General features: G+C 68.0%; 25 protein-coding genes and 2 tRNA genes. 13 read left to right on the top strand and 14 right to left on the bottom strand.

Features of this window, described 5'->3' with window-relative positions:
- Positions 1-121: 121 nt before the first annotated feature.
- The 3 genes from C5F44_RS12230 to C5F44_RS12220 all read right to left on the bottom strand — a co-directional run bounded on the left by C5F44_RS12230 (position 122) and on the right by C5F44_RS12220 (position 2,143).
- On the bottom strand, positions 122-958 hold the full coding sequence (locus C5F44_RS12230; protein ID WP_107673818.1) for an arginyltransferase: 837 nt from the start codon (positions 956-958) through the stop codon (positions 122-124).
- Positions 959-1,110: 152 nt separating this feature from the next.
- On the bottom strand, positions 1,111-1,560 hold the full coding sequence (locus C5F44_RS12225) for a DUF2852 domain-containing protein (protein WP_107673817.1): 450 nt from the start codon (positions 1,558-1,560) through the stop codon (positions 1,111-1,113).
- Positions 1,561-1,663: 103 nt separating this feature from the next.
- The gene (locus tag C5F44_RS12220; protein WP_107673816.1) at positions 1,664-2,143 is read right to left on the bottom strand and encodes a YbaK/EbsC family protein; all 480 of its coding nucleotides are present in this window, start codon (positions 2,141-2,143) and stop codon (positions 1,664-1,666) included.
- 383 nt (positions 2,144-2,526) lie between these two features.
- Here C5F44_RS12220 and C5F44_RS12215 point away from each other — a divergent pair, with 383 nt between their 5' ends.
- Together C5F44_RS12215 and C5F44_RS12210 are read left to right on the top strand one after the other, a co-directional pair.
- Positions 2,527-5,298 carry a [protein-PII] uridylyltransferase family protein gene (locus C5F44_RS12215; protein WP_107673815.1) on the top strand — a complete coding sequence of 924 codons (2,772 nt, stop codon included), beginning with the start codon at positions 2,527-2,529 and terminating at the stop codon, positions 5,296-5,298.
- Between the two features lie 21 nt (positions 5,299-5,319).
- Positions 5,320-5,592 carry a hypothetical protein gene (locus tag C5F44_RS12210; protein WP_107673877.1) on the top strand — a complete coding sequence of 91 codons (273 nt, stop codon included), beginning with the start codon at positions 5,320-5,322 and terminating at the stop codon, positions 5,590-5,592.
- Positions 5,593-5,618: 26 nt separating this feature from the next.
- Here the strand turns inward: C5F44_RS12210 and C5F44_RS12205 are convergent, their stop codons facing one another.
- Positions 5,619-5,999: a helix-turn-helix transcriptional regulator gene (locus C5F44_RS12205; RefSeq protein ID WP_235822623.1), complete on the bottom strand. Its 381-nt coding sequence runs from the start codon at positions 5,997-5,999 to the stop codon at positions 5,619-5,621.
- Positions 6,000-6,161: 162 nt separating this feature from the next.
- Here C5F44_RS12205 and C5F44_RS12200 point away from each other — a divergent pair, with 162 nt between their 5' ends.
- From C5F44_RS12200 to C5F44_RS12180, 5 genes are read left to right on the top strand one after another with little or no spacing between them, the layout of a single operon-like run.
- Entirely contained in the window at positions 6,162-6,350 is a 189-nt protein-coding gene (locus C5F44_RS12200; RefSeq protein ID WP_235822622.1) for a twin-arginine translocase TatA/TatE family subunit, read from the top strand.
- A 27-nt stretch (positions 6,351-6,377) separates the two neighbouring features.
- A complete protein-coding gene (locus C5F44_RS12195) occupies positions 6,378-6,926 on the top strand; it encodes a Sec-independent protein translocase subunit TatA/TatB (protein WP_107673812.1) in 549 nt (182 codons plus the stop codon).
- The gene (tatC, locus tag C5F44_RS12190) at positions 6,923-7,825 is read left to right on the top strand and encodes a twin-arginine translocase subunit TatC (RefSeq protein ID WP_107673811.1); all 903 of its coding nucleotides are present in this window, start codon (positions 6,923-6,925) and stop codon (positions 7,823-7,825) included. Before C5F44_RS12195 ends, tatC begins: the two co-directional genes overlap by 4 nt.
- Positions 7,826-7,833: 8 nt before the next feature.
- A complete protein-coding gene (locus C5F44_RS12185; protein WP_107673876.1) occupies positions 7,834-8,664 on the top strand; it encodes an ATP-binding protein in 831 nt (276 codons plus the stop codon).
- A 52-nt stretch (positions 8,665-8,716) separates the two neighbouring features.
- Positions 8,717-9,985 carry a hemolysin family protein gene (locus tag C5F44_RS12180; RefSeq protein ID WP_107673810.1) on the top strand — a complete coding sequence of 423 codons (1,269 nt, stop codon included), beginning with the start codon at positions 8,717-8,719 and terminating at the stop codon, positions 9,983-9,985.
- 81 nt (positions 9,986-10,066) lie between these two features.
- Here C5F44_RS12180 and C5F44_RS12175 read toward each other — a convergent pair whose 3' ends face one another.
- The 4 genes from C5F44_RS12175 to C5F44_RS12160 all read right to left on the bottom strand — a co-directional run bounded on the left by C5F44_RS12175 (position 10,067) and on the right by C5F44_RS12160 (position 13,574).
- A complete protein-coding gene (locus tag C5F44_RS12175; RefSeq protein ID WP_107673809.1) occupies positions 10,067-11,254 on the bottom strand; it encodes a LysM peptidoglycan-binding domain-containing M23 family metallopeptidase in 1,188 nt (395 codons plus the stop codon).
- A gap of 57 nt (positions 11,255-11,311) precedes the next feature.
- Positions 11,312-11,986 carry a protein-L-isoaspartate(D-aspartate) O-methyltransferase gene (locus tag C5F44_RS12170; protein WP_107673808.1) on the bottom strand — a complete coding sequence of 225 codons (675 nt, stop codon included), beginning with the start codon at positions 11,984-11,986 and terminating at the stop codon, positions 11,312-11,314.
- Entirely contained in the window at positions 11,983-12,768 is a 786-nt protein-coding gene (gene surE, locus C5F44_RS12165) for a 5'/3'-nucleotidase SurE (RefSeq protein ID WP_107673807.1), read from the bottom strand. Before surE ends, C5F44_RS12170 begins: the two co-directional genes overlap by 4 nt.
- 149 nt (positions 12,769-12,917) lie before the next feature.
- A complete protein-coding gene (locus C5F44_RS12160) occupies positions 12,918-13,574 on the bottom strand; it encodes an HAD family hydrolase (RefSeq protein ID WP_181318259.1) in 657 nt (218 codons plus the stop codon).
- A gap of 65 nt (positions 13,575-13,639) precedes the next feature.
- Between C5F44_RS12160 and C5F44_RS12155 the strand changes: the two genes are divergently transcribed.
- Positions 13,640-14,431: an inositol monophosphatase family protein gene (locus C5F44_RS12155; protein WP_107673805.1), complete on the top strand. Its 792-nt coding sequence runs from the start codon at positions 13,640-13,642 to the stop codon at positions 14,429-14,431.
- Here C5F44_RS12155 and C5F44_RS12150 read toward each other — a convergent pair.
- The 4 genes from C5F44_RS12150 to map form a co-directional block, all read right to left on the bottom strand.
- A complete protein-coding gene (locus C5F44_RS12150) occupies positions 14,419-15,498 on the bottom strand; it encodes an ABC transporter ATP-binding protein (RefSeq protein ID WP_107673804.1) in 1,080 nt (359 codons plus the stop codon). The genes C5F44_RS12155 and C5F44_RS12150 overlap by 13 nt on opposite strands.
- Positions 15,499-17,709, bottom strand: a complete 2,211-nt coding sequence (locus C5F44_RS12145; protein ID WP_107673803.1) for an ABC transporter permease — start codon at positions 17,707-17,709, stop codon at positions 15,499-15,501.
- 5 nt (positions 17,710-17,714) lie between these two features.
- Positions 17,715-18,737, bottom strand: coding sequence for an ABC transporter substrate-binding protein (locus C5F44_RS12140; RefSeq protein WP_107673802.1), 1,023 nt, complete (start codon positions 18,735-18,737; stop codon positions 17,715-17,717).
- 158 nt (positions 18,738-18,895) lie between these two features.
- Entirely contained in the window at positions 18,896-19,645 is a 750-nt protein-coding gene (map, locus tag C5F44_RS12135) for a type I methionyl aminopeptidase (RefSeq protein ID WP_107673801.1), read from the bottom strand.
- Between the two features lie 177 nt (positions 19,646-19,822).
- Here map and C5F44_RS12130 point away from each other — a divergent pair, with 177 nt between their 5' ends.
- From C5F44_RS12130 to C5F44_RS12115, 4 genes are all read left to right on the top strand, one after another.
- The gene (locus C5F44_RS12130) at positions 19,823-20,761 is read left to right on the top strand and encodes a pirin family protein (RefSeq protein WP_107673800.1); all 939 of its coding nucleotides are present in this window, start codon (positions 19,823-19,825) and stop codon (positions 20,759-20,761) included.
- An 83-nt stretch (positions 20,762-20,844) separates the two neighbouring features.
- Positions 20,845-20,921, top strand: a tRNA-Asp gene (locus C5F44_RS12125).
- Positions 20,922-21,088: 167 nt separating this feature from the next.
- Positions 21,089-21,165, top strand: a tRNA-Asp gene (locus tag C5F44_RS12120).
- A gap of 118 nt (positions 21,166-21,283) precedes the next feature.
- Entirely contained in the window at positions 21,284-21,511 is a 228-nt protein-coding gene (locus tag C5F44_RS12115; protein WP_107673799.1) for an RND transporter, read from the top strand.
- Positions 21,512-21,601: 90 nt separating this feature from the next.
- Here C5F44_RS12115 and C5F44_RS12110 read toward each other — a convergent pair whose 3' ends face one another.
- Both C5F44_RS12110 and C5F44_RS12105 read right to left on the bottom strand, forming a co-directional pair.
- Positions 21,602-22,045: a GNAT family N-acetyltransferase gene (locus tag C5F44_RS12110; protein WP_107673798.1), complete on the bottom strand. Its 444-nt coding sequence runs from the start codon at positions 22,043-22,045 to the stop codon at positions 21,602-21,604.
- Positions 22,042-23,415 carry a M20/M25/M40 family metallo-hydrolase gene (locus tag C5F44_RS12105; protein ID WP_107673797.1) on the bottom strand — a complete coding sequence of 458 codons (1,374 nt, stop codon included), beginning with the start codon at positions 23,413-23,415 and terminating at the stop codon, positions 22,042-22,044. Before C5F44_RS12105 ends, C5F44_RS12110 begins: the two co-directional genes overlap by 4 nt.
- A gap of 112 nt (positions 23,416-23,527) precedes the next feature.
- On the opposite strand from C5F44_RS12105, the gene C5F44_RS12100 reads away from it, so the two are divergent.
- Positions 23,528-23,929: a hypothetical protein gene (locus C5F44_RS12100; RefSeq protein WP_107673796.1), complete on the top strand. Its 402-nt coding sequence runs from the start codon at positions 23,528-23,530 to the stop codon at positions 23,927-23,929.
- Positions 23,930-24,033: the final 104 nt, after the last annotated feature.

Here is a 24,033-nt window from a genome sequence, read left to right as displayed (position 1 = left end):
GCCTTGAGGTGCAAGTCTTTTCGGCAGAACGGGCGGGGTGGCGAGGCGGGTCCGGCACGGTTTGCCCGTTCCGGTGGCACTTGCCGCTTTTGGTGGCGGTTGTGACGGTTTTGAACCCCGGTCAGTCGCGCGGCATCCGCGCTTCGGGCAGGGCGATGCGGGCCACCTGTTCGGCGATCGGGTCAACCGACAGCGGGTGCAGTTCGGCGGTATGGTCGGCGGGGCTTCCGATGGGCTGCCACTGACCGGCCTTGTAGATTTCCAGCGCCGAGAAGCCGGCCTTGTAGCCCATCTTGCGGCTGCCGGGCACCCAGTAGCCCAGATAGACATAGGGCAGCCCGGCTTCGCGGGCGATGGCGATGTGATCGAGGATCAGATAGGTGCCCAATGACCGATCGGTCATGTCGGCGTCATAGAAGCTGTAGACCATGCTGAGGCCGTCATCGAAGACATCGGTCAGGCTGACGGCGGCCAGCGGGCGGCCCTGTTCGCCGGGGCCGGCCGGGCGGCTGTATTCGATCACGCGGCTTTTGATCGGGGTTTCCTCGATCATGGCGGCGAATTCGAAGATGTCCATGTCGGCCATGCCGCCATCGGCGTGGCGGCTGTCCAGGTAGCGACGGAAAAGCTGGAACTGGTCTTCGGTGGCCCAGGGGCTGGTGGCGTTGCGGGCCAGGGCTGCGTTCTTTTTCAGAATCCGCTTCTGGGTGCGCGAGGGCTGGAAATCGGCCACGCGAATCCGGGCCGAGAGGCAGGCCGAACATTCCGCACAGGTCGGGCGGTAAAGCACGTTCTGGCTGCGGCGGAAGCCTTGTTTCGACAGCGTGTCATTCAGGCGCTGCGCATGTTCGCCCTGAAGGGCCGTGAACAGCTTTCTTTCCATCCGCCCGTCAAGATACGGGCAGGGCTGCGGGGCCGTCACATAGAACTGCGGCGCGATGGGAAGCGTGTGACGCATGGGCGCGGCCCGGGGTGAGAAGGGGTGTTCAGGGGCGAAGCCTAGCAAGCCATGCGGGCCGCGCCAAGAGGGTGACGCGGCCCGGCGGCGCGGGCGGCCCCGGCGCGGGGGGCGCCGGGGCCTCGTGGCCAGACTTGCAGCCAGTCTTGCGGTCAGTATTCGCCGCGACGGGCGGTGCTGTCGGCGGGCGTCACATCCTGCGCCGAGGCTTCGCGGGCGCGGTCTTCCATGAAGGCATCAAATTCCTTCTTGTCCTTGGCGTCGCGCAGCCGTTGCAGGAAGGATTCAAAGGCTTCCTGTTCGTCTTCCAGCCGTTTCAGCGTATCGGCCTTGTAGGCCTCGAACACGCTGTTGCCCGAAGGGCGGAAGGCGTGGCCCCAGCGGTGGGCCTGGTCATGGCGACGGGCGTGGCAGGATTTTCCGAACATGCGTTTTCCCCAGATCATATAGGCAAGAAGGGCAAGGCCGACGGGCCAGAAGACCACGAACCCCGCCACCATGGCGGCGATCCAGGCCCCTTTGCCCCGGGCATCAAGCCAGGCCTCGGCCCGGCGGAACCAACCCATGCGGGCGGCGGCAGGCGCGGTGGCGGTGGTGTACATCGACGGTTTCTCCCCGGTTTGTGCGTATGTGAATGTCTTTCACATTGGGGAAGATGGGCGCAGCGCCCGAGTCGCGCAAGGGGGTATGTGAATATAATTTACATCAGCCGGGCAGCGGAGCGCAGAAGGCGGCAAGGCGGGCGCCGGCAGCGCGGGCCAGATCGGCCGGGGCGGCGGCGAAGATGTGGCGCGGCGTGCCGGCGGCGGCCCAGACGGTGGCGAAATCCATCAGCCGCGGGTCCATCCAGACCGGCAGCGGGGTGAGGTGGCCCAGCGGGGCCACGCCGCCGATGGCAAAGCCGGTGACGCGGCGCACCGTCTCGCCATCGGCGCGGCCAAGGGGTTCGCCGGCCAGGGCCGAGGCGCGCGCCTCGTCCACCCGGTTGCCGCCGGCGGTGAGGAACAGGTAAAGCCGCCCGCTGGCGCCCTGAAACAGGATCGACTTGACGATCTGGTCCAGCGCGCAGCCGGCGGCTGCGGCGGCCTGTTCGGCGGTGCGCGTCTCGGCCGGCATCTCGACGGGGGTGGCGTCCAGACCGGCGGTGGACAGGGCGGCGCGCAGGCGGGCAAGGCTTTTGGACATCACGGGGCTCCGGCAGGGTGGCCGGACCTTGGTAGCGGGAGGCGGGGACGAAGGGCAAGGTGGAGGGGCGGAACTGGCGGCGGCTATTGCGCCGCCACAGCGGCCCGGTGCCCCTTGTTGGCCGGGTGCCCCAAGCACCCGGCCAGCGCCCGCCCCGCCCGTGGCGGGCGCTTCTCGCCCGCCGGGGCAGGCGCCGGCCTTTGTGGAGTCTTGCGGAGCCGGTCTTGCCGCGCCGGTGTGCGGCGGGCGGGGAAACGCGCTGCGTTTCCTGACCCGCCCGGACAGGCCGGGTTGACAGGCCGCGCTGACAGGCCACGCTGATCCGCAAGACCCTGCGCGCGCTGCGCATTGACCCTGCGGCGCGGCGCACCCATTCTGCGGCCATGTCGCTTGCCCCTTTCGCCGCCCGCCTGAACCGCCAGCCCATCGCCTTTGATCCCGAGGCGGCGGCAGATACCCTGCGCAGCCTGCCGGCCCTGCCGCCGGATGTGGCCGGGCTGGTGGGCGCCACGGCGGGCTGTTCGCCCTATCTGCGCGACCTTGCCCTGCGCGAGGGGGACTGGCTGTGCGCTGCGCTGGCAGGCGTGCCCGAACAGGCGCTGGAGGCGGAGCTTGCGGCGGCGGCTGCCGCGCCGCTGGACACGCTGGGGGCCGCCTTGCGGCGGGCCAAGCGGCGCATCGCGCTGTTGGCGGCGCTGTGCGATCTGGGCGGGGTCTGGCCGCTGGAACAGGTGACCGGCGCGCTGACCCGGCTGGCCGATCTGGCGGTGGACCTGTGCCTGAAGCGGCTGGTGGCCGAGGAAATCCGCCGGGGCAAGCTGCCCGGGGCGACGGCGGACGATGCCGATACCGCCGGGGGCATGGTTGTGCTGGCCATGGGCAAGATGGGCGCGTTCGAGCTGAACTATTCCTCGGACATCGACCTGATCTGCCTGTTCGACCAGGACCGGTATGGGGAAGAGGCCGCCGAGGCGCGGGCGGCCTTCATCCGCGTCACGCGCAAGATGACGGCGCTTTTGTCGGATGTGACGCAGGACGGCTATGTCTTCCGCAGCGATCTGCGGCTGCGCCCCGATGCCAGCGTGACGCCGGTCTGCCTGTCGATGGCGGCGGCCTACAGTTACTATGAGGCCGAGGGCCGGACCTGGGAGCGCGCGGCCTATATCAAGGCGCGGCCCTGCGGCGGCGATCTGGCGGCGGGCGAGCGGTTCCTGAAATCGCTGGCGCCCTTCGTGTGGCGCAAGCATCTGGATTATGCCGCCATTCAGGATGCCCATGACATGCGGCTGCGCATCCGCGACCACCGGGGGCTGCACGGGCCGGTCACGGTGGAGGGCCACAACATGAAGCTGGGGCAGGGCGGCATCCGCGAGATCGAGTTCTTCACCCAGACCCGGCAGTTGATCGCGGGTGGGCGCGACCCGGACCTGCGCGACCGCACCACGGTGGGCGGGCTGGCGGCGCTGGCCGAAAAGGGCTGGATTCCGGGCGATGTGGCGGCAGAGCTGACGCAGCTTTACCGCGCGCATCGCGAGGTGGAGCATCGCTTGCAGATGGTGAACGACGCGCAGACCCATGCGATGCCGGCCACGGCGGAAGGGGTGGCGCGGATCGCGGCGTTTTGCGGGCAGGACGAGGCGGCGTTCCGCGCGGGCCTGCTGGAGCGGCTGGTCAGCACCGACCGGCTGACCGAGGGTTTTTTCGCGCCCGCCGAGGCCGAGGACGGGCCCGAGCTTTCGGCCCATGCGCAGGCGATCGTGGCGGGGTGGCGGTCCTATCCCTGTCTCAAGTCCGACCGGGCGCAGGCGATCTTTCGCCGGCTGCGGCCGCAGTTGCTGAAGCGGCTGGAACGCGCGGCCAGCCCGGATGAGGCGTTGGTGGCGCTGGACGGGTTCCTGAAGGGGCTGCCGGCGGGGGTGCAGATCTTTTCGCTGTTCGAGGCCAATCCGTCGCTGGTGGACCTGATCATCGACATTGCCGGCACCGCGCCGGGGCTGGCGCTGTATCTGTCGCGCAATGCCAGCGTGCTGGATGCGGTGATCGGCGGCAGTTTCTGGGCGCCCTGGCCGGGGGCGCCGGGGCTGCTGGCCGATCTTCGGCAGCGGCTGGATGAGGGCGATTACGAGCGGAAGCTGGATTCCGCGCGGCGCTGGATGAAGGAATGGCATTTCCGGGTGGGCGTGCATCACCTGCGCGGGCTGATCGACGCCTTCGAGGCCGGCAAGTGCTACGCCGATCTGGCCGAGGCGGTGGTGCATGGGCTGTTGCCCGAGGTGCTGGCGGATTTCGCGGCCAAGCACGGGCCCTGTCCGGGGCAGGGTGCGGTGCTGCTGGGCATGGGGTCGCTGGGGGCGGGGCGGCTGAACGCCGGGTCTGACCTGGACCTGATCCTGATCTATGACGCCGACGGGGTGGAGCAATCCGACGGCCGCCGTCCGCTGCCGACGCGCACCTATTATGCGCGGCTGACGCAGGCGATGGTGACGGCCCTTTCGGCGCAGACCGCCGAGGGGCGGCTTTACGAGGTGGATGTGCGGCTGCGGCCCAGCGGGCGGGCCGGGGCGGTGGCGACCGCGATCACCGGCTGGCGCGATTATCAGCAGAGCGAGGCTTGGACCTGGGAACATCTGGCGCTGACGCGGGCGCGGGTGATGGCGGGGCCGCCCGCGCTGGCCGATGCGGTGGAAACCTTCCGCCGCGAGATCATCGCGGCCAAGGGCAAGGACGCGGGCCGCGTGCGCGCCGATGTGGCCGAGATGCGCGAGCGGGTGCAGGCGGCGAAGCCCGCGCTGGGCGGCTGGGATGCCAAGAACGGCGCGGGCCGGATCATGGACATCGAATTGTGCGCCCAGATGGCGGCGCTGCTGGGCGGCAGCCCGGCACGGCAGGTGGAACGGCAGGTGGCGGCGGCCGGCGGCGGGATCGCGCCCGCCGACCGCGAGGCGCTGCTGGGGGCCTATCGGCTGTTGTGGCGGCTGCACGCCTCGGCCCGGCTGCTGACGGACCGGGCGCTGGATCTGGACGCGCTGGGCGAGGGCGGGCGGGCGTTCCTGCTGCGCGAAACCGGGGATTCGTCGCCCGCGTCGCTGGCGGACCGGCTGGCGTCGGCGGTGGCGCTTGCCGAAGCGGCGATTGCGCGCCAGTTTCAGGTCTGACGGATGACGGGGAGGCGCGCGGTGCGGCTGGAAGAGGCAGACCCGAAGGGGCTGGTGCGGGAAAGCTACCGCATCGACGGTATCAGCATGGGCGAATGTCGGTCGATCTTTGTGGACTGGGCGCTGAGCCTGCCGCAGGGGCGCGAGGTGCCCGATGCGCTGCGGGCGCTGATCGCGCATTACGGCGCCGATGCGCCCTACCATCCGATGACCGAGACGCTGACCGCCGGGCTGGCGGCGCCCCCGGTGCCGGGGCGGCGCGGCGGGCGGCTGGGGCGGCAGCGCGCGGTCTGACTTGCGGGGCCTGACCGGCGGGGCGGTCAGCCCTCGGCCGGGGGCGGCGGGTCGATGCCGGCCTGCGGCAGCAGGGTTGCGATCTTGTGGCGCAGGGCGCGGGCGGCGCGGGCGCGGGCGGGATCGGTTTCTTCCACCAGACGCAGGCCGGTGGCCAGCGCGTCGATTTCATCCACGGTGAACATGGTCGGCGGCAGCATCAGCGGTGCGCGCAGGATATAGCCAAGGCCGCGCCCGCCCGTCACCGGCAGGCCGGTGGCCGCCATCATCGCCATGTCGCGCCAGATGGTGCGCACCGACACGCCGCAGGCCCGCGCCAGTTCGGCGGCGGTGTGCAGCCGGCCGTCGCGCAGGATCTGCACCAGATCGTAAAGGCGGCTGTCGCGGCTCATGGCGGTTCCGGGCATCGGGGACTTACTGACAAAATACTGTCAGTTGCGTGCGGGGTGCAAGCGCCTTTGACCTTGGAACCGGGCGGCTGCTGGCCCTAGAACGGACCATCACGTCATTCACAGCCCGCCGTTTCCTGCGGGATTCAGAGGAGAAGACACATGCACGCTCCGGGACCCATGCAACTGTTGCTGATTGCCATCGTCCTTCTCGTCCTGTTCGGCCGCGGCAAGATCGCCGGCATGATGGGCGAAGTCGGCAAGGGCATCACCGCCTTCAAGAAGGGCATCAAGGAAGGCAGCGAAGAGATCGAGAAGGCCAGCGCCGAAGGGGCCAAGGACGTTACCCCCGAGAAGGACAAGGTCTGATCCTACTCATCCTTCGGGAGTGCGAAGATGGACTTCAGTTGGTCCGAGATGCTGCTGGTCGGGATCGTCGCGTTGATCGTGATCGGTCCCAAGGATCTGCCGGCCATGTTCCGGGAACTGGGCAGGATCACTGCCAAGATCCGGGCGATGGGGCGTGAATTCAGCCGTGCCATGGAGCAGGCGGCCAGCGAGTCGGGTGTCAAGGACGCCGTTGACGGGCTGAAGGCGGTCAGCAATCCGACCGGGGCGGGCCTTGATGCGGTGAAATCCGCGGCCGACCGATTCGAGAAATGGGACCCGATGAAGCACCCGGCCGTAACCGCCAAGCCGCTGACGCCGCCGCCGGTGCCGGCCAAGGCCGTGGCCGCCGCGGATGCGGCGGCGCCAGAGCCGGCGGCTGCGGCGGTTGGACCGGCCACCGAGGCGCTTTACGAACAGAAGGCGGCACGCAAGGCGGTGATGGATGAGGCGGCGGCGAAGCTGAAGGCGATTGCCCAGCCTGCGGATGCCCCTGCGCCCCGGACGCCGGGCCGACGCCGGAAGAAGCCCGCAAGCACGGGCGGGGAAGAGGCATGACCGCCAAGGACGACATCGACGACAGCTCGGCCCCGCTGGTCGAGCATCTGGCCGAGTTGCGCAACCGCCTGATCTGGTCGGTCTGCGCCTTCATGGTTGGCATGATCGTCTGCTTCATCGTGGCAGACCCGATCCTGCATTTCATGCTGCAGCCGATCGAAAAGGCCATGCGGGCGTTGGGCAACCCCAACCCGGTGATGCAATACACCGCGCCGCAGGAATATTTCTTCACGCTGATGCATATCGCGATGGTCGGCGGGCTGATGGTCAGCTTTCCGGTGATTGCCTATCAGTTGTGGCGGTTCGTGGCCCCTGGCCTTTACCGCAGCGAGAAGCAGGCCTTTCTGCCCTTCCTGATCGCGTCGCCGGTGCTGTTCCTGGTGGGCGGGGCCTTCGCGCATTTCGTCGTGACGCCGATGGCGATGAAGTTCTTCCTGGGCTATGCGGACAGCGCGTCGATCCTGACGGCGCTGGTTCCCGGCTTTGGCCAGACGCCGGGCGATGTGGCCGTGATCACCCCGCCGCCGACCGAGGGGGTGGAAATCGTCTTCCAGGGCAAGGTGAACGAGACGCTGGACATCAGTCTGAAGCTGATCATCGCCTTCGGCCTGTGCTTCCAGTTGCCGGTTCTGCTGACGCTGATGGGCAAGGCGGGGCTTGCCACTTCGGCCGGGCTGGCGGGGATGCGGCGCTATGCGATCGTGCTGATCCTGTTCGTGGCGGCGCTGGTGACGCCGCCCGACATCATGAGCCAGCTCATCCTCTTCTGCTGCGTCTATCCGCTGTATGAGGTCTCGATCTTCCTGATCCGCCGCATCGAGAAGAAGCGCGAGGCGGAGCTGCGGGCGGAAGGCCTGTGGGTTGACGACATCGACGGCGAGGAGGCCGAGGACAAGTGACCGACCCGATGGAGCGGATTGCCGCCGCGCTGGAACGGCTGGCGCCGGCGCCGGCCCCCCCGCCCGATTTCACCGCCGCCACTGCCTTTGTCTGGCACACCGAGCCGGACCGGCTGGTGCCGGTGACCAAGGTGGCGCGGGTGGACCTGTCGCTGCTGATCGGGGTGAACCGATCCCGCGACACGCTGCTGGAGAACACCCGCCATTTCGCCGCCGGCCTGCCGGCGAACAACGCCCTGCTCTGGGGTGCGCGGGGGATGGGAAAATCCAGTCTGGTCAAGGCGGTACACGCGAAGGTTCAGGCAGAGGGCCACGATCTGAAGATCGTGGAGCTGAGCCGCGAAGACCTGCCTTCGGTGCAGCGGCTGCTGGCGCATCTGCGGGCCGCGCCCTGCCGGTTCCTGCTGTTCTGCGACGACCTGTCGTTCAGCCATGACGACCAGCATTACAAATCGCTGAAGGCGGTGCTGGATGGCGGGATCGAGGGGCGGCCGGAAAACGTGCTGTTCTACGCGACCAGCAACCGCCGCCACCTGATGCCGCGCGAGATGATCGAGAACGAACGGTCCACCGCGATCAACCCCGGCGAGGCGGTCGAGGAAAAGGTGTCGCTGTCGGACCGTTTCGGTCTGTGGCTGGGCTTCCACCCCTGCAGCCAGGACGACTATCTGGAGATGATCCGCGGCTATTGCGCGGCGCATGGCGTGACGGTGCCGGAAGACCGCCTGCACGCCGAGGCGATCGAATGGCAGGCGACGCGCGGGTCGCGGTCGGGCCGGGTGGCCTGGCAGTTCTTCTGTGACCTTGCCGCCCGCGAAGGGGTGCAGGTTTCGGCCTGATCGCGCCGATCCCCTTGCACAGCCCGCGGCAAAGCCCTATCGGCAGATCATCATGATCACCGAAATCCTTGTCATTCTGGGCCTGATCGTCCTGAACGGCGTATTGGCCATGTCCGAACTGGCCGTCGTCTCGTCCCGCCCGGCGCGGCTGAAATCCCTTGAAGCCGGCAGCCGGGGCGCCCGGATGGCGCTGCGGCTGGCCGACAATCCGGGGCGGTTCCTGTCCACCGTGCAGATCGGCATCACGGCGGTCGGCATCCTGTCGGGGGCGCTGGCGGGCGATACGCTGGGCGAACGGCTGTCGTCCTGGCTAGCCCTGGGCGGGCTTGATCCGGTCTGGGCCAAGCGCATTGGCGTGGGCAGCGTGGTGGTGGCGATCACCTATGTCTCGCTGATCGTGGGGGAACTGGTGCCGAAGCAACTGGCGCTGCGCAACCCCGAGGCGGTGGCGATCCGCGTCGCGCCGATGATGACCTTCCTGTCCGTCGCGGGCGCCCCGGTCGTCTGGCTGCTGGACCGTTCGGGCCGGTTTCTGCTGTGGCTGCTGCGGCAAAGCGGGGCCAGCGAGAACAAGGTCACCGAGGAAGAAGTGCGTGTCCTGCTGACCGAGGCGCATGAGGGCGGTGTTCTGGAGGCGGAAGAGCGCGAGATGATGGCGGGCGTGATGCGCCTGTCGGACCGCACCGCCAGCGCGCTGATGACGCCGCGCCAGGAGATCGAGATACTGTCGCTTGAAGCCTCGTCTTCAGAGGCGGTGGCGGCGATCCGCAAGATCGCCCGGCCCCGGATGCCGGTTGCCGATGCCTCGGGCGATGTGGTGGGCATCGTTTTGCTGGCCGATGTGTTCCAGGCGGTGTCGCGGCGCGAGCCGGTGGACCTGCGCGCGCTGGTGCGCGAGGTGCCGGTGGTGTCCGACCGGATGGAGGCGCTGGACGTGGTGGAGGTGTTGCAGAAATCCGATCACCATCTGGCGCTGGTCTATGACGAATACGGCCATTTCGACGGCATCATCACCACGGCCGACCTTCTGGAAGCGATCACCGGGGCCGAGGCCTCTTCGGATGCCGACGAACCGGCGGTGTTCGAGCGCGAGGATGGCAGCCTGCTGGTGGCGGGCTGGATGCCGGCGGACGAATTCTGCGACCGGATGGGACTGTCGCGCGATCTGGCCGGGAATTACGACACGGTGGCCGGGATGGTGCTGCACCAGTTGGGCCATATGCCGACGCTGGGCGAGGTGTTCCAGGCCGAGGGCCATCGCTTCGAGGTGATGGACATGGACGGGCTGCGCATCGACAAGATCCTGGTCAGCCGGGTCTGAGCGGTTTCAGAAACGCGAAAGGGCGCAGAGATGCGCCCTTTGCTGTTCCGTCATGGCGATGTCTGGCCGCTGACCGGCCCGCTATTGCAGGAAGGTCATCGGATCAAGGCTGTCCACGCCCTTGCGCACCTCGAAGTGCAGGAAGGCGGGGTCGGCCTTGCGCACGGCGCCGATGGTCTGGCCACGGCTGACCTTGTCGCCCTTCTTGACCTTGAGCGCATCGACACCGGCATAGACCGTCAGCAGGTTGTCGGCATGGCGGATCACCACGATCTGCACCTGATCGGTGTCCTTGGTGATGGCCGCCACGGTGCCGCTGCCGGCGGCCTTGACCGCCGTGCCCGCGGGGGCCGAGATGTCGATGCCCTGGTTCTTTTTCTTGTCATAGCCGCGGATGATCTTGCCCTGTACCGGGAAGCCCAGTTTCGCGGCCGAGGCGCCCGTGCGGTCGGCGCCCAGATCGGGCGAGGGCGGGGTGTCCTTGGCCTTGGCCGAGGCGGGTTCGGTCTTTTCATTCGGCAGCGGCTTGGCGGCCGAGGGCGGTTCGGGCGTGGGGCTGCCCGATCCGGGCGGCGTGGGCACGGGTTCGGGGTTCGGCGCGGCGGCGGTGGCCACCGGGATGATCAGCGTCTGGCCTTCGCGCACGGTCATGTTGGCGTCGAGCGAGTTCCACTCCGCCAGCGACTTGGCCGACACGTTGTAGGCCCGCGCGATGGTGAAGGCGGTTTCCCCGCGCACGACGCGGTGGCGCAGCGGTTCCTTGCCGCCGCCCGGAACGCTGGCCGAGGGGCTGGGGCCGACATCATCCAGCGCGGTGGTGGCGATGGCGGTGATGTCCACCGGGCGGCTGCCGGCAGTTGCGGTGGGCGCGACCGGCTGCGGCGTGGCCGAGACGCGGCTGGGCAGCAGCAGCATTTCGCCGGCGCGCAGCGGGTCGTTCGGTTGCAGGGCATTGGCGCGGGCCAGTTCGGCGGGGTTCACGCCCAGACGGGCCGCGACCGAGGCGACGGTATCGCCGCGCCGGGCCTGCGCCAGTTGATAGCCGGGATAGGACAGCACGCCGTTGCTGTCGGGCACCGGCTTTGATGCGGTGGCCTGCCGGGCCTCTTCGGCGGTGCCGCCGGCGCCGCTGCGCAGATCCCAGTCGAACTGGCCCATCGGTGCATTGGCGCAGGCCCCCAGAAGGGCAAGCGCGCTGCCTGCGGCCAGAAGCCGGAACTGCGGCGCCCGGAGCTGGGGCCGACGGGGAGGGCTGTAGAAATCTGTCATCTGGAACCGCCTCTTGCCGTTGTGTCCGGGTTGGTCCCCGGCTCTTGGCGGAAAAGACTACTCGTTCCCAAGGCCTTCGACCAGAGGGACGAAGCGCACCTGCCGAAGTTCCGTGTAATCGAAGCCGCGCTCGGTGCGGGTGACCTTGATCAGATGCTGTACGGCATCGGACTGGCCGACCGGCAGAACCATGATGCCGCCGATCTTGAGCTGTTGCAGCAGCGGGCCGGGCGGGTCTTCCGCCGCGGCGGTGACAAGGATGCGGTCGAAGGGCGCCTGATCGGGCAGGCCGAACGATCCGTCGGTCGTCATGGCGGTGACGTTGACAAGGCCCAGGTCGCGGAAGAGTTCGGACGCCTCGCGCACAAGGCGGCGCCAGCGGTCCACCGTATAGACCCGCCGCGCAAGCTGGGCGAGGATCGCTGCCTGATAGCCCGATCCGGTGCCGACCTCGAGCACGGTGTCGCGCGGGCCGACGGCCAGCGCCTGTGTCATCAGCCCCACGACCGAGGGCTGGCTGATGGTCTGGCCGCAGGCGATGGGCAGCGGCATGTCTTCATAGGCGCGGCCCGCGAAGACGCCGCGCACGAAGCGGCCACGGTCAACCTTTTCCATCGCGGTCAGGACGCGCGGATCGGTGACGCCATGGGATCGGAGGGCGAACAGGAATCTCATCTTGCGCTCGGCCAGATGGGCGAGGGCGTCGTCGTCTTGCCCCCCTGCCTCTGTCATGCCAGACGGGCCTGAAGATCGGCCAGCAGGTCATGCGCGGTCAGATCGGCGCGCATGGGGGTGACGGCGATATACCCTTCCAGGTTCACCGCGGCGTCGCTGCCGGGCAGGGTGGGCGTGTGCTGCGGGCCGCCCTTGATCCAGAGGAACTTGCGCCCCGAGGGCGAGATATGCGGTTCGACCGCGAAAGACGTGTCGCGGCGGAACCCCTGCGGGGCGACGCGGGTGCCCTTGACGGCGGCGGCGGGCACCGGCGGGAAGTTGACGTTGTAGAAGGTGCGGTAATCGTCGCCGGTCCAGATGCCGCGCTCAAGCAGCGCGCGGACCACGGCGGCGCCATGGGTGCGGGCGGTTTCGAACGGATCGGCCAGCCCGTCGGTTTCCGGCCCCATGAACTGCGACAGCGCAATGGCCGGGATGCCTTGCAGCGCCGCCTCCATCGCGCCGCCGATGGTGCCGGAATAGAGCACGTTCTCGGCCGCGTTGTTGCCCCGGTTGACGCCCGACAGCACCAGATCGGGCCGGGCGCCCTGCAGCACGTCATAGATCGCGGCCAGCACGCAATCGGCCGGGCTGCCTTCGGCGGCAAAGCGGCGGGGCGCCAGTTTCGCGATCATCATCGGGTGGGTGTAGCTGATGCAATGCCCGACGCCCGATTGTTCGAAGGCGGGGGCGACGGTCCAGACCTCGCCGCCGGGGCCGGCGATGGCGGTGGCGATCTCGGTCAGAACCTCAAGCCCGGGCGCATTGATGCCGTCGTCATTGGTGATCAGAATACGCATCGTTCCCCCGCTGTTCCGTTCCTGATTAGACGAGGGGCGGGGCCCGTTCAAGCGCCGGGCGGGCCGAAGGGCCAGTGCGCGGAGAAGCGGTGCAGATCGGCCAGCCTTTGGCGGGCTGTCGGGCGGCCCGGATGATTACGAACGAATGTTCAGTTTGGCGCGGCCAGCGCAAGGAAGTCGTCATAATCCGCCACGCGCTGCCGGCAGAAGGCGGCAAAGTCGGGTTTCAGGCTTTCGGCGCCGATGCCCACCACGCTCAGCCCCGCGGCATGGGCCGAGCGGGCGCCGGGCAGGGCATCCTCAACCGCGAAGGCGGCGTCGGCGGTCAGGTCCAGCAGGCGCAGGGTTTCCAGATAGGGCAGCGGGTCGGGCTTGCCGCGCGGCAGGTCGGCGCCCGAGACGATGACCGAGATCCGGTCGGTCAGCGCCAACTGGTCCAGCGCGGCCTGAATGTGGCGGCGCGGTGAGGAGGAACAGACCGCGATGATCAACCCGGAATCGGCAAGGTGCTGCACGGCCCGGGCCGCGCCGGGCAGGGGCGCGTGCATCTGCGGCAGCAGGCGGTCGGCCTCGGCCCCGATGCGGGCGGCGACCGACTGGCGCAGGCTGTCGGGGGCATCCTCGCCCAGGGCTTCGGTCAGAAAACCGCGCAGCCCGCGCCCGACATAGGCATCGTAGGTGGCTTGCGGCAGGGAAACCCCGACCTCGGCCAGCGCGCGGCGCTTGGCTTCTTCCCACGCGGGTTCGGACAGGACCAGGGTGCCGTCGAGATCGAAGATGGCGGCGCGGAAGTGCAAGAGGTTCACGGGGTCAATTCCACATTTCGGACAAGGCTGTTAAGGAGTGTGACAGTTCTGGAGGAGCGTATCTGATGACCGAGATTTCCACCCGCCATGCCGCCGCCCGCCGCATTGCCGCCGAGGCCGGCGCGCTGGCGCTGGACTATTTCCGCAAGTGGGACCAGTTGACCATCGACGTGAAGGGGCATCAGGATTTCGTGTCCGAGGCCGACCGCAATGTCGAACTGGCGGTGCGGGCCGCGCTGGCCAAGGCGTTTCCGCAGGACGGAATCGTTGGCGAGGAAGGCGCGGCGCAGGAGGGGACCAGCGGGTTCACCTGGGTGATCGACCCGATCGACGGGACGACGAATTTCATCAACGGCATCCCGCAATGGTGCGTGATCCTGGCCTGCGTCCACAACGGCAAGACCGTGATCGGCGTGGTGCATGACCCGGTGCATGACGAGCTGCATCATGCGGTGGCGGGGGGCGGGGCGTTCTGCAACGACCGGCCGATCCGCTGTTCGGCCAAGACCAGCCTGCGCGAAGGATCGCTGGGCGTGGGCTTTTCGGGCCGGACGCATGTTGAGGGCATCAAGCGGCTGGTGAACGGCTGCTGCGATGCGGGCACGGTGTTCTGGCGCAACGGGTCGGGCGGGCTGTCGCTGGCCTATGTCGCGACCGGACGCATCCTTGGCTATGTCGAGGAACATATGAATGCCTGGGATTTCCTGGCCGGTCATCTGATCGTGGCCGAGGCCGGCGGCCGGGTGGTGCCGGTCGATGCCGATGAGGCCATTGCCCGCGGCGGCCGGGTGGTCGTCGCGGGGGCAGGGGTGTTCGAGGCGGTGCAGGCGCTGGCCACCGCGTCCTACGACGTCTGACCCGGGATCAGCACCGGCCCCGAGGCCGCGAAGGAAATGGTGACCTCATCGCCCTTGCGGAACGGGGTCACCACATCATCGAGCACGGCAAAGACCGTGCCGAAGGCGGCGGTGACCACATATTCCATCCGGCTGCCGACATAGGTGGCCTTGTCGATCACCGCGGCCACGCCTTCGCCCTTGCCGGCCACCAGACGCATCCGCGACGGGCGCACGGCCAGTTTGGCCGGCCCCTTCGGCAAGCCGCGTGAGGGCAGGCGGTGGGTGTAGTCGGCGATCCGCACGGTGGCGGTGTCGCCGTCCAGCGCGGTGATCTCGACCGGGATCAGGTTCGCCTCGCCGATGAAATCGGCCACGAAGGCATCGGCCGGTTCTTCATACAACTGCCGCGGCGTGCCCTTCTGGGCGATGGCCGCGTTGCGCATGACGACGATTTCGTCCGACACGGCCAGCGCCTCTTCCTGATCGTGGGTCACATAGACCACGGTCAGGCCAAGGTTCTGCTGGATCTCGCGGATTTCCTCGCGCACCTGGCGGCGCAGCTTGGCGTCAAGGTTCGACAGGGGTTCGTCGAACAGCAGGACCTGCGGTTCCAGCACCAGCGCGCGGGCCACGGCCACGCGCTGCTGCTGGCCACCCGACAGTTCCGACGGCAGGCGCCCGTCAAAGCCCTTGAGCCCGACCAGCGCCAGCCCGGCCGCCGCCTTTTCCCGGGTTTCTTCCTTGTTGAAGCCCGAGAATTTCAGCCCGTAGCTGACGTTTTCCATCACCGTCATATGCGGGAACAGGGCGTAGCTCTGGAACACCATCGACACGTCGCGGTCGGTGGCGGGCAGTTTGGTCACGTCCTTGTCGCCGATCAGGATGCGGCCCTTGCTGGCCATTTCCAGCCCGGCGATCATCCGCAGGGTGGTGGTCTTGCCGCAGCCCGAGGGGCCCAGAAGCGTGACCAGCGAACCGGCCGCCACTTCCAGGTTGATGTTGTCCACGGCCACGACGCGCGTGCCGTAGATCTTCGACACGTTCTCGAACCGGACCGAGGCGGCCTTGGTATGGATGGCCTTCATCTAGTGTCCCTCACCATGACTTGTACGCCGGCCGATCTGTGTCCGCCCGACCAGGAGTTGCAGCAGCCCGACGGCGGCCAGCATCACGAAGATCAGCGCGGTGGAATAGGCGATGGCCAGTCCGTAATCGTTGTTCTCGACACGGCCGATGATGTAGCTGGTGGACATGTCGTAGCGGGCCGAGACCAGGAAGATCACGGCCGAGATTGCCGTCATTGCCCGCACGAAGCTGTAGACCAGCGCTGCAAGGATGGCCGGCCGCAAGAGCGGCAGGATGACGGCGCGGAAGGTCTGCCAGCTATTGGCGCCCAGCGTCAGCGAGGATTCGTCCAGCGACTTGTCCAACTGGCTCATCGAGGCGATGCCGGCGCGCACGCCCACCGGCATGTTGCGGAAGATGAAGCTGATGACCAGGATCAGGCCGGTGCCGGTGATCTCGATCGGGGGCACGTTGAAGGCCAGGATATAGGCCACCCCGATCACCGTGCCGGGGATCGCGAAGGACAGCATCGTTCCGAATTCGAAGGCGCGTTTGCCCGCGAATTTCTGCCGGGTCAGCAGATAGGCGGTGATCAGGCCCACCGCCGCGGTCAGCGGGGCGGCGATGGTGGCGATCATCATCGTGGTCCAGAAACTGTCCCAGGCCGAGCCGGTCCAGCGCAGGCCGCTTTCGCCCCAGCTTACGCGGAAGGCGGTGATGTAGTGCTTGAGGGTGATGGTGTTGTCCACGCCCCAGAGCTGAACCACCGATCCGTAAAGGATCATGCCATAGACGACCAGCGTGAAGGCCGACCAGAGCGTGACCACCACATAGACCGGGATGGCCAGGCCCGAGGGCATTCGCGGATGCACCCCGGAATCGCCCTTGCCGGTGACGGTGGTATAGCTTTTGCGCCCCAGCCAGAACCGTTGCAGGTAGAAGGCGCCCAGCGTGAAGGCCAGCAGCACCACGGCAAGGATGGCCGCGCGGCTTTGGTCATATTGCGCGCCGACGATGGCGAAGAAGATCTCGGTCGAGAGCACGTCGAAATTGCCGCCCAGAACCAGCGGGTTGCCGAAATCGGCCATGCTTTCGATGAAGCCCAGAAGGAAGGCATTGGCGAGGCCCGGCCGCATCAGCGGCAGGCTGACGGTGCGGAAGGTCTGCCAGCGGTTGGCGCGCAGGGTTTGCGCCGCCTCTTCCATGCTGGGGCTGACGCCCTCCACCACGCCGATCAGCACCAGGAAGGCGATGGGCGTGAAGGCCAGAAGCTGGGCGATCAGCACGCCCCAGAGGCCATAGATCCAGCGGCTGGGTTCAATCCCCAGCGTCGCGGCAATGCCGGTGGTGACGGTGCCCGAAAGGCCGAACAGCAGGATGATCGCCAGCCCGATGACGAAGGGGGGCGTGATGATCGGCAGCACGGTCAGCGCGCGCAGCAGGCGTTTGTAGCGAAAGCCCGAGCGCGTCAGCACCAGCGCGAAGGCCAGGCCGAGAAGCGTGGTCAGCACGCCGACCAGGATGGCGAGGAACAGCGAATTCCACGCCGCGCCGCATTGCCCGCCCGACAGGCAGCCCAGGCCCCAGATCCGCGGATCGAACAGCTTGGGGAAGAAGCCCGCGACCGAATATCCGCCGTCATCGGTGGCGAAGGCCGCCAGAAGCATCTTGGCGATGGGGAAGAAGACGAAGATCCCGACCACCGCCACCACCCCGGCAATGGCCGAGGTCACGAAGACATCGCCGTTCACCGCGCCATGGGCGGCAAGGCCCTGGGTCAGCAGGAACAGGAAGGCGGTCGCCGTCACCAGCGCGCCATAGCCCATGCCGAACTGCCGGTCGTCCAGCGGGCCGAACAGCGCGTCCAGCCAGCCGGCGTTGAAGCCGCGCAGGCCGATGCCCAGACCCTGCGCCACCAGCCAGGCAAAGCCGAAGGCGCCGGCAGCGATCAGCACGCGGGCGAAGACCGGATCGGATTTCGGGCGCCGCAGCACCAGAAGCGGCGCGATCAGCGCCAGCGCCATGGGGGCGAGCCACAGCTTTTGCCCCTGGGCGACAAGCGCCGCCGCGGGGGCATAATCCTTGTCCAGCGGCCAGCCGTCGGCCAGCCACCCGAACGAATAGAAATCATCCACCCCATACCAGGGCAGCAGCGCAAAGCCGACCCACCCGGCGATGATCCAGAAGATCAACACCGGATGGGAGGTGCGCCCGGGCGCAGCGTTTCGCACTGGGATTACTGCGGCAGGGTCGAGACTTCGGCGTCCCACTTGGACAGCAGGCGTTTGCGTTCTTCGGCCGAGCCGTATTTCTTGAAGTCATAGTCGATCAGCTTGATCGCGCTGAGGTCGGGCGCCTTGTCCGACTTGGCCGCGCCGACGTTCGACATGATCTGGAAGGCATTGACCTGAAGCGCAAGATCCTGCGCCTCGACCGACAGCGCCCAGTCGTAGAACTTCTTGGCCTCGTCCATGTTGCGCGCGCCCTTGATGATCGACATCGAGCCGATCTCGTAGCCGGTGCCTTCGCAGGGGGCGACGGTGGCGATGGGGAAGCCGGCAACGGCCTGCGCCACCGAATCGTGCAGGAAGACGATGCCGACCAGCGTTTCGCCCTGACCGGCGGCCTTGATCGGGGCCGAGCCGGACTTGGTGTACTGGTTGATGTTGGCGTGCAGGCGCTTCATGTAGTCAAAGCCCTTCTCCTCGCCGAAGAGCTGCACGATGGTCGCCAGCGTGGTATAGGCCGTGCCCGAGGAATTCGGGTTTGCCATCTGCACCTTGCCCTTGAATTCGGGCTTGGTCAGGTCTTCCCAGCAGGCCGGGGCGGGCAGGCCGGCCTTGGCCAGCATGTCGGTGTTGTAGCCAAAGCCGAGACCGCCGAAATAGATGCCGATGGTCCGGTCACCCGAGGCTTCGGCCTGGGCGATGGCCCAGGGGTGCAACTGTTCGCGCATCGGGCTGACATAGGCTTCGGTCAGGTCTTCCTCGGCCGCCTGCAGATGGGGGTCGCCGGTGCCGCCCCACCAGACATCGCCCTTGGGATTGCTGGCTTCGGCCTTGACCTGGGCGAAGGTCTCGCCCGAGGACTTGCGGGTCATCGCCACGTCGATGCCTGTGGCTTCTTCAAAACTTTTCGCCATGATCTGGCACCATTCTTCCTGCGCCGAGCAGTAGAGGTTCAGATCGGCATGGGCGGCCGTTCCCGAAAGGATGGTCGTGGTCGCCAGAACGGCGGCCGCAAAGGCGGGTTTTGTCATGATGTTCCTCCCAGAACGCACTCAAGATCACCGGGCCCCTTGGCCGGGGCTCCTCTGTTGAGTCGAGCCTAGCCAAGACACCAATCTGTTACAATCGGAAATACTACTGTTACATCTGGTGTTTCGTGAACGGCGATCAGGGCGCGCGCGGGCGGGGGTCAGCCGGGCTGGGTGACGATGATCGCGCCGCGGTCGGTGACGACGACCGTATGTTCATATTGCACCACCGGCGCCATCGGATCGCTGTAAAGCGTCCAGCCATCCGCGCCTTCGGTGGCCCATTGGCCGCCCGTGGACAGGAAGGGTTCGACCGTCAGCACCAGGCCGCGCGGCATCCGGCGGCGGTCGCCGCGGGTGGGCCAGGTTGGCACTTCCTTGGGGTCTTCGTGCAGCGAGCGGCCCACGCCATGGCTGGCCAGATTGCGGATCAGCGTATAGCCGTGGTCGCTGGCAAAGCGCCCGATGGCGTTGCCGATGCCGGCAATCGGCTTGTCGCTGCCCACCTGCGCGATGCCGATCTGCAGGGCACGCCGGCCGTCGCGGCACAGCCTTTCAAGCGGGGGGCGGACGGTGCCCAGCCGGAAGGTGGCGCCGGTATCGGCGAAGAACCCGTCCTTCGAGGCCGACACGTCGATGTTCACCAGATCGCCCGGCTGCAACACCCGGTCGCCGGGGATGCCATGGGCGATCTCTTCATTGACGCTGATGCAGGTCGCGCCGGGAAAGGCGTAGGTCGATTCGGGGGCCGAAACCGCGCCGTCCTGATCGAGCAGGGCGCGGCCGATGTCGTCCAGCTCGCGCGTGGTCATGCCCGGTTCCATGGCGCGCGACATGGCCTGCATGGTGTTCGCCACGATGCGGCCAATGGCGCGCAGGCCCTCAAGTTCGTCCTCTTGGGTGATGGTCATCGGGCGCTCCTGCCGGGTGTTCGGGGCAGGTTAGGCGAAAGGCGGGGCGGTGGCCACGGTCTGCTGGCCCCGGCCGGGCGGTTCACCTGTTCATTGCCGCACAGGGGCGGCGCGGCACGGGCGGGGTGAAATGCGCGCGCATCCGGCCTATTCTTACCCAAAGCCAAGGAGGCCGACATGAGCTGGAACCCCGCCCTCGACCCGACGATCCCGATCGGGGATGCCGTCGATGCCATCGACACCGTGATCGTGCCGCGGGCCCGCGATCTGGGCGGGTTCGAGGTGCGGCGCGCGCTGCCGTCGGCGGCGCGGCAGATGGTGGGGCCGTTCATCTTTTTCGACCAGATGGGACCGGCCGAGTTCCTGACCGGGCAGGGCATCGACGTGCGGCCGCATCCGCATATCGGGCTGGGGACCGTCACCTATCTGATGAAGGGCAAGATGCACCACCGCGACAGTCTGGGCACCGATCTGTGGATCGAGCCGGGCGCGGTGAACTGGATGCTGGCGGGGCAGGGCATCACCCATTCCGAACGCACCGATGGCGAGGCGCGCAAGGCGCCGCTGACGCTGTTCGGCCTGCAGACCTGGCTGGCGCTGCCGAAGGACCGCGAGGATGATCCGGCGGGGTTCGTCCATGTGGCCCGGACCGAGCTGCCCGAGCTGGAGGGCGAGGGCAAGCAGGTGCGGCTGATTCTGGGCCATGCCTGGGGGGAAAGGGTGCCGCTGGAGATGCCGTCCGAGGTGTTCTACGCCGATGCGGTGCTGGCGCCCGGCGCCGCGATTCCGCTGCCGGAGGACCATGAGGACCGCGGCGTCTATGTGCTGGAGGGCGAGGTGTCCTGTGCCGGGCAGGTGTTCGAGGCGGGCCGGATGCTGGTGTTCCGCCCCGGCGACCACGTTTCGGTCCGGGCCGGCGCGCAGGGCGCGCGGGTGATGCTGCTGGGCGGCGCCACCATGGACGGGCCGCGCTTCATCTGGTGGAATTTCGTCGCCTCGTCGAAGGACCGGATCGACGCCGCGAAAGAGGCCTGGCGGGCGGGGGACTGGGCGCATGGGCGGTTCCGCCTGCCGCCCGGCGATCAGGGCGAATTCATCCCCGCGCCCGAGCGGTGATTTTTCCCCCAAGGGGCGCTTGACGCGGCCAGCGGCCCCGCGTAGATAGCCCCCCACGCCCGGTTCGCCGGGCCGAGGATTGCGCGGTTGTAGCTCAGTTGGTTAGAGTACCGGCCTGTCACGCCGGGGGTCGCGGGTTCGAGCCCCGTCAACCGCGCCATTCCTTCCCCCCTTCAGATCAGCCTGACAGATCAGCCCTTTGCGGGGCGCGGCATCTGCCGTTCTTTCAACGGCTTGGCCGGCGACGGCGCCTTGCGTCTTTCGCAAAGGTCCGGGCGGTTTCCGGCTTGACGCCCCCGTCGGATGCGTCTATCCGGCCCCCATCGCGCGGTTGTAGCTCAGTTGGTTAGAGTACCGGCCTGTCACGCCGGGGGTCGCGGGTTCGAGCCCCGTCAACCGCGCCACTTTCTTCCTTTTCGACCTGACGTCAGGCCCGGCTTTCGCCGGGCTTTGGCGTTTTTGGGCTGTTTTGTATTCCTGTAATGGAATATGTGTGGGGCGTTCCGCACCGGAGGCTTGCGCATGTCGCTTCTTGATCAGACGCCGCTGACCCTGTTCGTGCTGGCGGCGCTGACGCTGGGGCTGGCGCCGTTCTTGCCCGAACCGCATATCTGGGAAAAGCTGAAGATGCTGATGGCGGGCACGCTGGTGCGGCCGCTGGACATGTTCGATCTGGCGCTGCACGCGCTGCCCTGGGTCGCGCTGCTGGCCAAGCTGGCGCGCATGGTCTGGCGCGGGCAGGGCGGCTGAGGGGTAGGGGGCGCTGCCCCCGTCTTCGCGGGCGCGAAGCCCCCCTGGGTATTTGGGCCAACTGGAAGCGGGCAGGCGCCCGCCGGACGGTCAGAGCGTCAGGCGGTAGCGGATATGGTCATCGGTCTGGACGTAGCTGTCATAAAGCTTGCGGGCCTGCGCATTGTCGTGGCGGGTGTGCCAATACAGCCGGTGGCAGCCCCGGGCGCGGGCCTGGGTGATCAGGTCGTCGATCAGCGCCCGGCCCAGCCCCTGTCCGCGCGCCTGCGGAGCGACGAACAGGTCTTCCAGATAGCAGTCTTCGCCCGCAACCCAGCTTGACGGATGGGTCAGCGACAGGGCGAAGCCCAGAAGCGCATCACCCTTGGCCGCCACCCGGCCACGCAGGGGCGAGGCCGGGTCGAGAAGCCGCGCCCAGGTGCGGGCGGTGACTTCGGGCGTCAGCGTGACGCCGTAGAAGTCGAGATAACCCTGCCACAGCGCGTGGAACGGCGCCTTGTCCGGGGCGGCGATGTCGCGGATCGCGGCCGTCATGCGATGCGGGCGAGGATGCGCGCCCAGCTCCGGATGCCCTTGTGGAAGGATTCGAGGTCGTATTTTTCGTTCGGGGAATGGATCTGGTCATCGTCGCGGCCAAAGCCGATCAGCATCGCATCCATGCCAAGCTCGGTCTTGAAATGCCCGGCGACCGGGATCGACCCGCCGGCGCCGACAAAGGCGGCGGGGCGGCCCCATTCCTCGGTCAGGGCCTGACGGGCGGCCTCGAACGCGGGGTCGGCGATTTCCATCACCGAGGCCGGGGCGCCGTTGATGCCGTCATGCCATTCGATGCGGCAATCGGGGGGAAGCTGCGCTTCGGCCCAGGCGCGGAAGGCGGTCAGCACCTTGGCCGGGTCTTGCTGCGAGACCAGGCGGAAGGACACCTTGGCATGGGCCTCGGCCGGCAGGACGGTCTTGAAGCCCGCGCCGTTGTAGCCGCCCCAGAGGCCGTTCACCTCGGCCGTGGGGCGGGACCAGATCATTTCCAGCGGCGTGCGGTCCTGTTCGCCGGCGGGGACCGACAGGCCCACATCGCCCAGATAGGAGGCGTGGTCGAAGGCCAGCGCCTGCCATTGGGCGCGCAGCGCGTCGGGCAGTTCGGCCACGTCGTCATAGAAGCCCGGCACCTGCACGCGCCCGGTTTCGTCATGCAGGTTGGCAAGGATCTTCGACAGGACATGCAGCGGGTTGCGGGCCAGACCGCCATACATGCCGGAATGCAGGTCGCGGTCGGCGGCGTGCAGGGTGAATTCGGTCTTGGCCAGGCCGCGCAGCATGGTGGTGATGGCGGGCACGGCGCCTTCGAACAGGCCGGTGTCGCAGATCAGTGCCAGATCGGCCGAAAGCTCGGGCGCGTTGTCGCGCAGGAAGGGGACCAGCGAGGGCGAGCCCGATTCCTCTTCCCCTTCCAGGAAGATGGTCAGCTTGCCGGGCAGGCTGCCATGGACATGTTTCCAGGCGCGGCAGGCCTCAAGGAAGGTCATCAACTGGCCCTTGTCGTCGCTGGCGCCGCGGGCGCGGATCAGCTTGCCCTTGGGGCCGTCCTCGACCACGGGATCGAAGGGATCGCGGGTCCAGAGCGACAGCGGATCGACCGGCTGTACGTCATAATGGCCGTAGAACAGGATGTGGCGGCGGCCTTCGCCCCCATGGCCGACCACCATCGGATGGCCGGGCGTGGCGGCGGCGCGGGCGTCGAAGCCCAGCGATTTCAGGTCTTCGACCAGCCAGTCGGCGGCGCGGGCGCAATCGGGCTTGAAGGCGGGATCGGTCGAGATGGAGGGGATGCGCAGCAGGTCCATCAGCCGGTCCAGCGCCTGCGGCAAGGTTTCGTCGATGCGGGTCAGCACCTGGTCCAGCGACATCCGGCTCTCCATCCTTTGATTGGGGGTATGAGCCTATCAGGCGGCGGGGGACTGTCCAGAGGCCGGGTGATGCGCTATGGGCAGAGCCGGTTTGCGCAAGGAGGAACAAGTGATGCGGCATGGCATGATGGCGGCGGTTCTGGTGGCTGTGGCGGGGGCGGCTTTCGCCCAGGCGCCGGTTCCGACCGAGACGGCGCGGCTGGGCAAGGCACAGGTGACGCTGCATGTGCAGCCCTTTCTGACCGCGCAGGAACTGGCGACGCTGCGCCTTGTGATGACGAACGAGAGCGCGCTTGAGGTTTTCGTGCCGTCGAAGGGCGGCTTTGCGGCCATGGCTGTTTCGCCGGACGAGGGGTTCATCCGCGAGGGCGTGCCGGTTCCCTCGGCCTCGGCGCTGGCCGGGTTCGCCGATCCGGCGGCGGCCGTCGCGGCGGCGCTGCAGGCCTGTGACGGCGCGCGCAAGGGCAAGGCGCCCTGTGTTCTGGTGCTGGAAGTGGGGCCCGCCGGGAAATGACACACGCGGGGGGCGACAATTCGCCCTCTGTCCCGCCGGGCGCGATTGACGCAAGTCAATGTCCGAGGTGGGGGGCCGTGCAAGGTACGGCAAGGAATGCAAGG

Source organism: Fuscovulum blasticum DSM 2131 (assembly GCF_003034965.1).
In the GTDB taxonomy this organism is placed as follows: Bacteria; Pseudomonadota; Alphaproteobacteria; order Rhodobacterales; family Rhodobacteraceae; genus Pseudogemmobacter; species Pseudogemmobacter blasticus.
This window is presented reverse-complemented; position numbering and strand designations above follow the sequence as displayed.

Excerpts from the sequence above, each read along its gene's own strand:
- C5F44_RS12230 (WP_107673818.1), bottom strand. The coding sequence starts at position 958 with ATGCGTCACACGCTTCCCATCGCGCCGCAGTTCTATGTGACGGCCCCG.
- C5F44_RS12225 (WP_107673817.1), bottom strand. The coding sequence starts at position 1,560 with ATGTACACCACCGCCACCGCGCCTGCCGCCGCCCGCATGGGTTGGTTC.
- C5F44_RS12220 (WP_107673816.1), bottom strand. The coding sequence starts at position 2,143 with ATGTCCAAAAGCCTTGCCCGCCTGCGCGCCGCCCTGTCCACCGCCGGT.
- C5F44_RS12215 (WP_107673815.1), top strand. The coding sequence starts at position 2,527 with ATGTCGCTTGCCCCTTTCGCCGCCCGCCTGAACCGCCAGCCCATCGCC.
- C5F44_RS12205 (WP_235822623.1), bottom strand. The coding sequence starts at position 5,999 with ATGCCCGGAACCGCCATGAGCCGCGACAGCCGCCTTTACGATCTGGTG.
- C5F44_RS12200 (WP_235822622.1), top strand. The coding sequence starts at position 6,162 with ATGCAACTGTTGCTGATTGCCATCGTCCTTCTCGTCCTGTTCGGCCGC.
- C5F44_RS12195 (WP_107673812.1), top strand. The coding sequence starts at position 6,378 with ATGGACTTCAGTTGGTCCGAGATGCTGCTGGTCGGGATCGTCGCGTTG.
- tatC (WP_107673811.1), top strand. The coding sequence starts at position 6,923 with ATGACCGCCAAGGACGACATCGACGACAGCTCGGCCCCGCTGGTCGAG.
- C5F44_RS12185 (WP_107673876.1), top strand. The coding sequence starts at position 7,834 with ATGGAGCGGATTGCCGCCGCGCTGGAACGGCTGGCGCCGGCGCCGGCC.
- C5F44_RS12180 (WP_107673810.1), top strand. The coding sequence starts at position 8,717 with ATGATCACCGAAATCCTTGTCATTCTGGGCCTGATCGTCCTGAACGGC.
- C5F44_RS12175 (WP_107673809.1), bottom strand. The coding sequence starts at position 11,254 with ATGACAGATTTCTACAGCCCTCCCCGTCGGCCCCAGCTCCGGGCGCCG.
- C5F44_RS12170 (WP_107673808.1), bottom strand. The coding sequence starts at position 11,986 with ATGACAGAGGCAGGGGGGCAAGACGACGACGCCCTCGCCCATCTGGCC.
- surE (WP_107673807.1), bottom strand. The coding sequence starts at position 12,768 with ATGCGTATTCTGATCACCAATGACGACGGCATCAATGCGCCCGGGCTT.
- C5F44_RS12155 (WP_107673805.1), top strand. The coding sequence starts at position 13,640 with ATGACCGAGATTTCCACCCGCCATGCCGCCGCCCGCCGCATTGCCGCC.
- C5F44_RS12150 (WP_107673804.1), bottom strand. The coding sequence starts at position 15,498 with ATGAAGGCCATCCATACCAAGGCCGCCTCGGTCCGGTTCGAGAACGTG.
- C5F44_RS12140 (WP_107673802.1), bottom strand. The coding sequence starts at position 18,737 with ATGACAAAACCCGCCTTTGCGGCCGCCGTTCTGGCGACCACGACCATC.
- map (WP_107673801.1), bottom strand. The coding sequence starts at position 19,645 with ATGACCATCACCCAAGAGGACGAACTTGAGGGCCTGCGCGCCATTGGC.
- C5F44_RS12130 (WP_107673800.1), top strand. The coding sequence starts at position 19,823 with ATGAGCTGGAACCCCGCCCTCGACCCGACGATCCCGATCGGGGATGCC.
- C5F44_RS12115 (WP_107673799.1), top strand. The coding sequence starts at position 21,284 with ATGTCGCTTCTTGATCAGACGCCGCTGACCCTGTTCGTGCTGGCGGCG.
- C5F44_RS12110 (WP_107673798.1), bottom strand. The coding sequence starts at position 22,045 with ATGACGGCCGCGATCCGCGACATCGCCGCCCCGGACAAGGCGCCGTTC.
- C5F44_RS12105 (WP_107673797.1), bottom strand. The coding sequence starts at position 23,415 with ATGTCGCTGGACCAGGTGCTGACCCGCATCGACGAAACCTTGCCGCAG.
- C5F44_RS12100 (WP_107673796.1), top strand. The coding sequence starts at position 23,528 with ATGCGGCATGGCATGATGGCGGCGGTTCTGGTGGCTGTGGCGGGGGCG.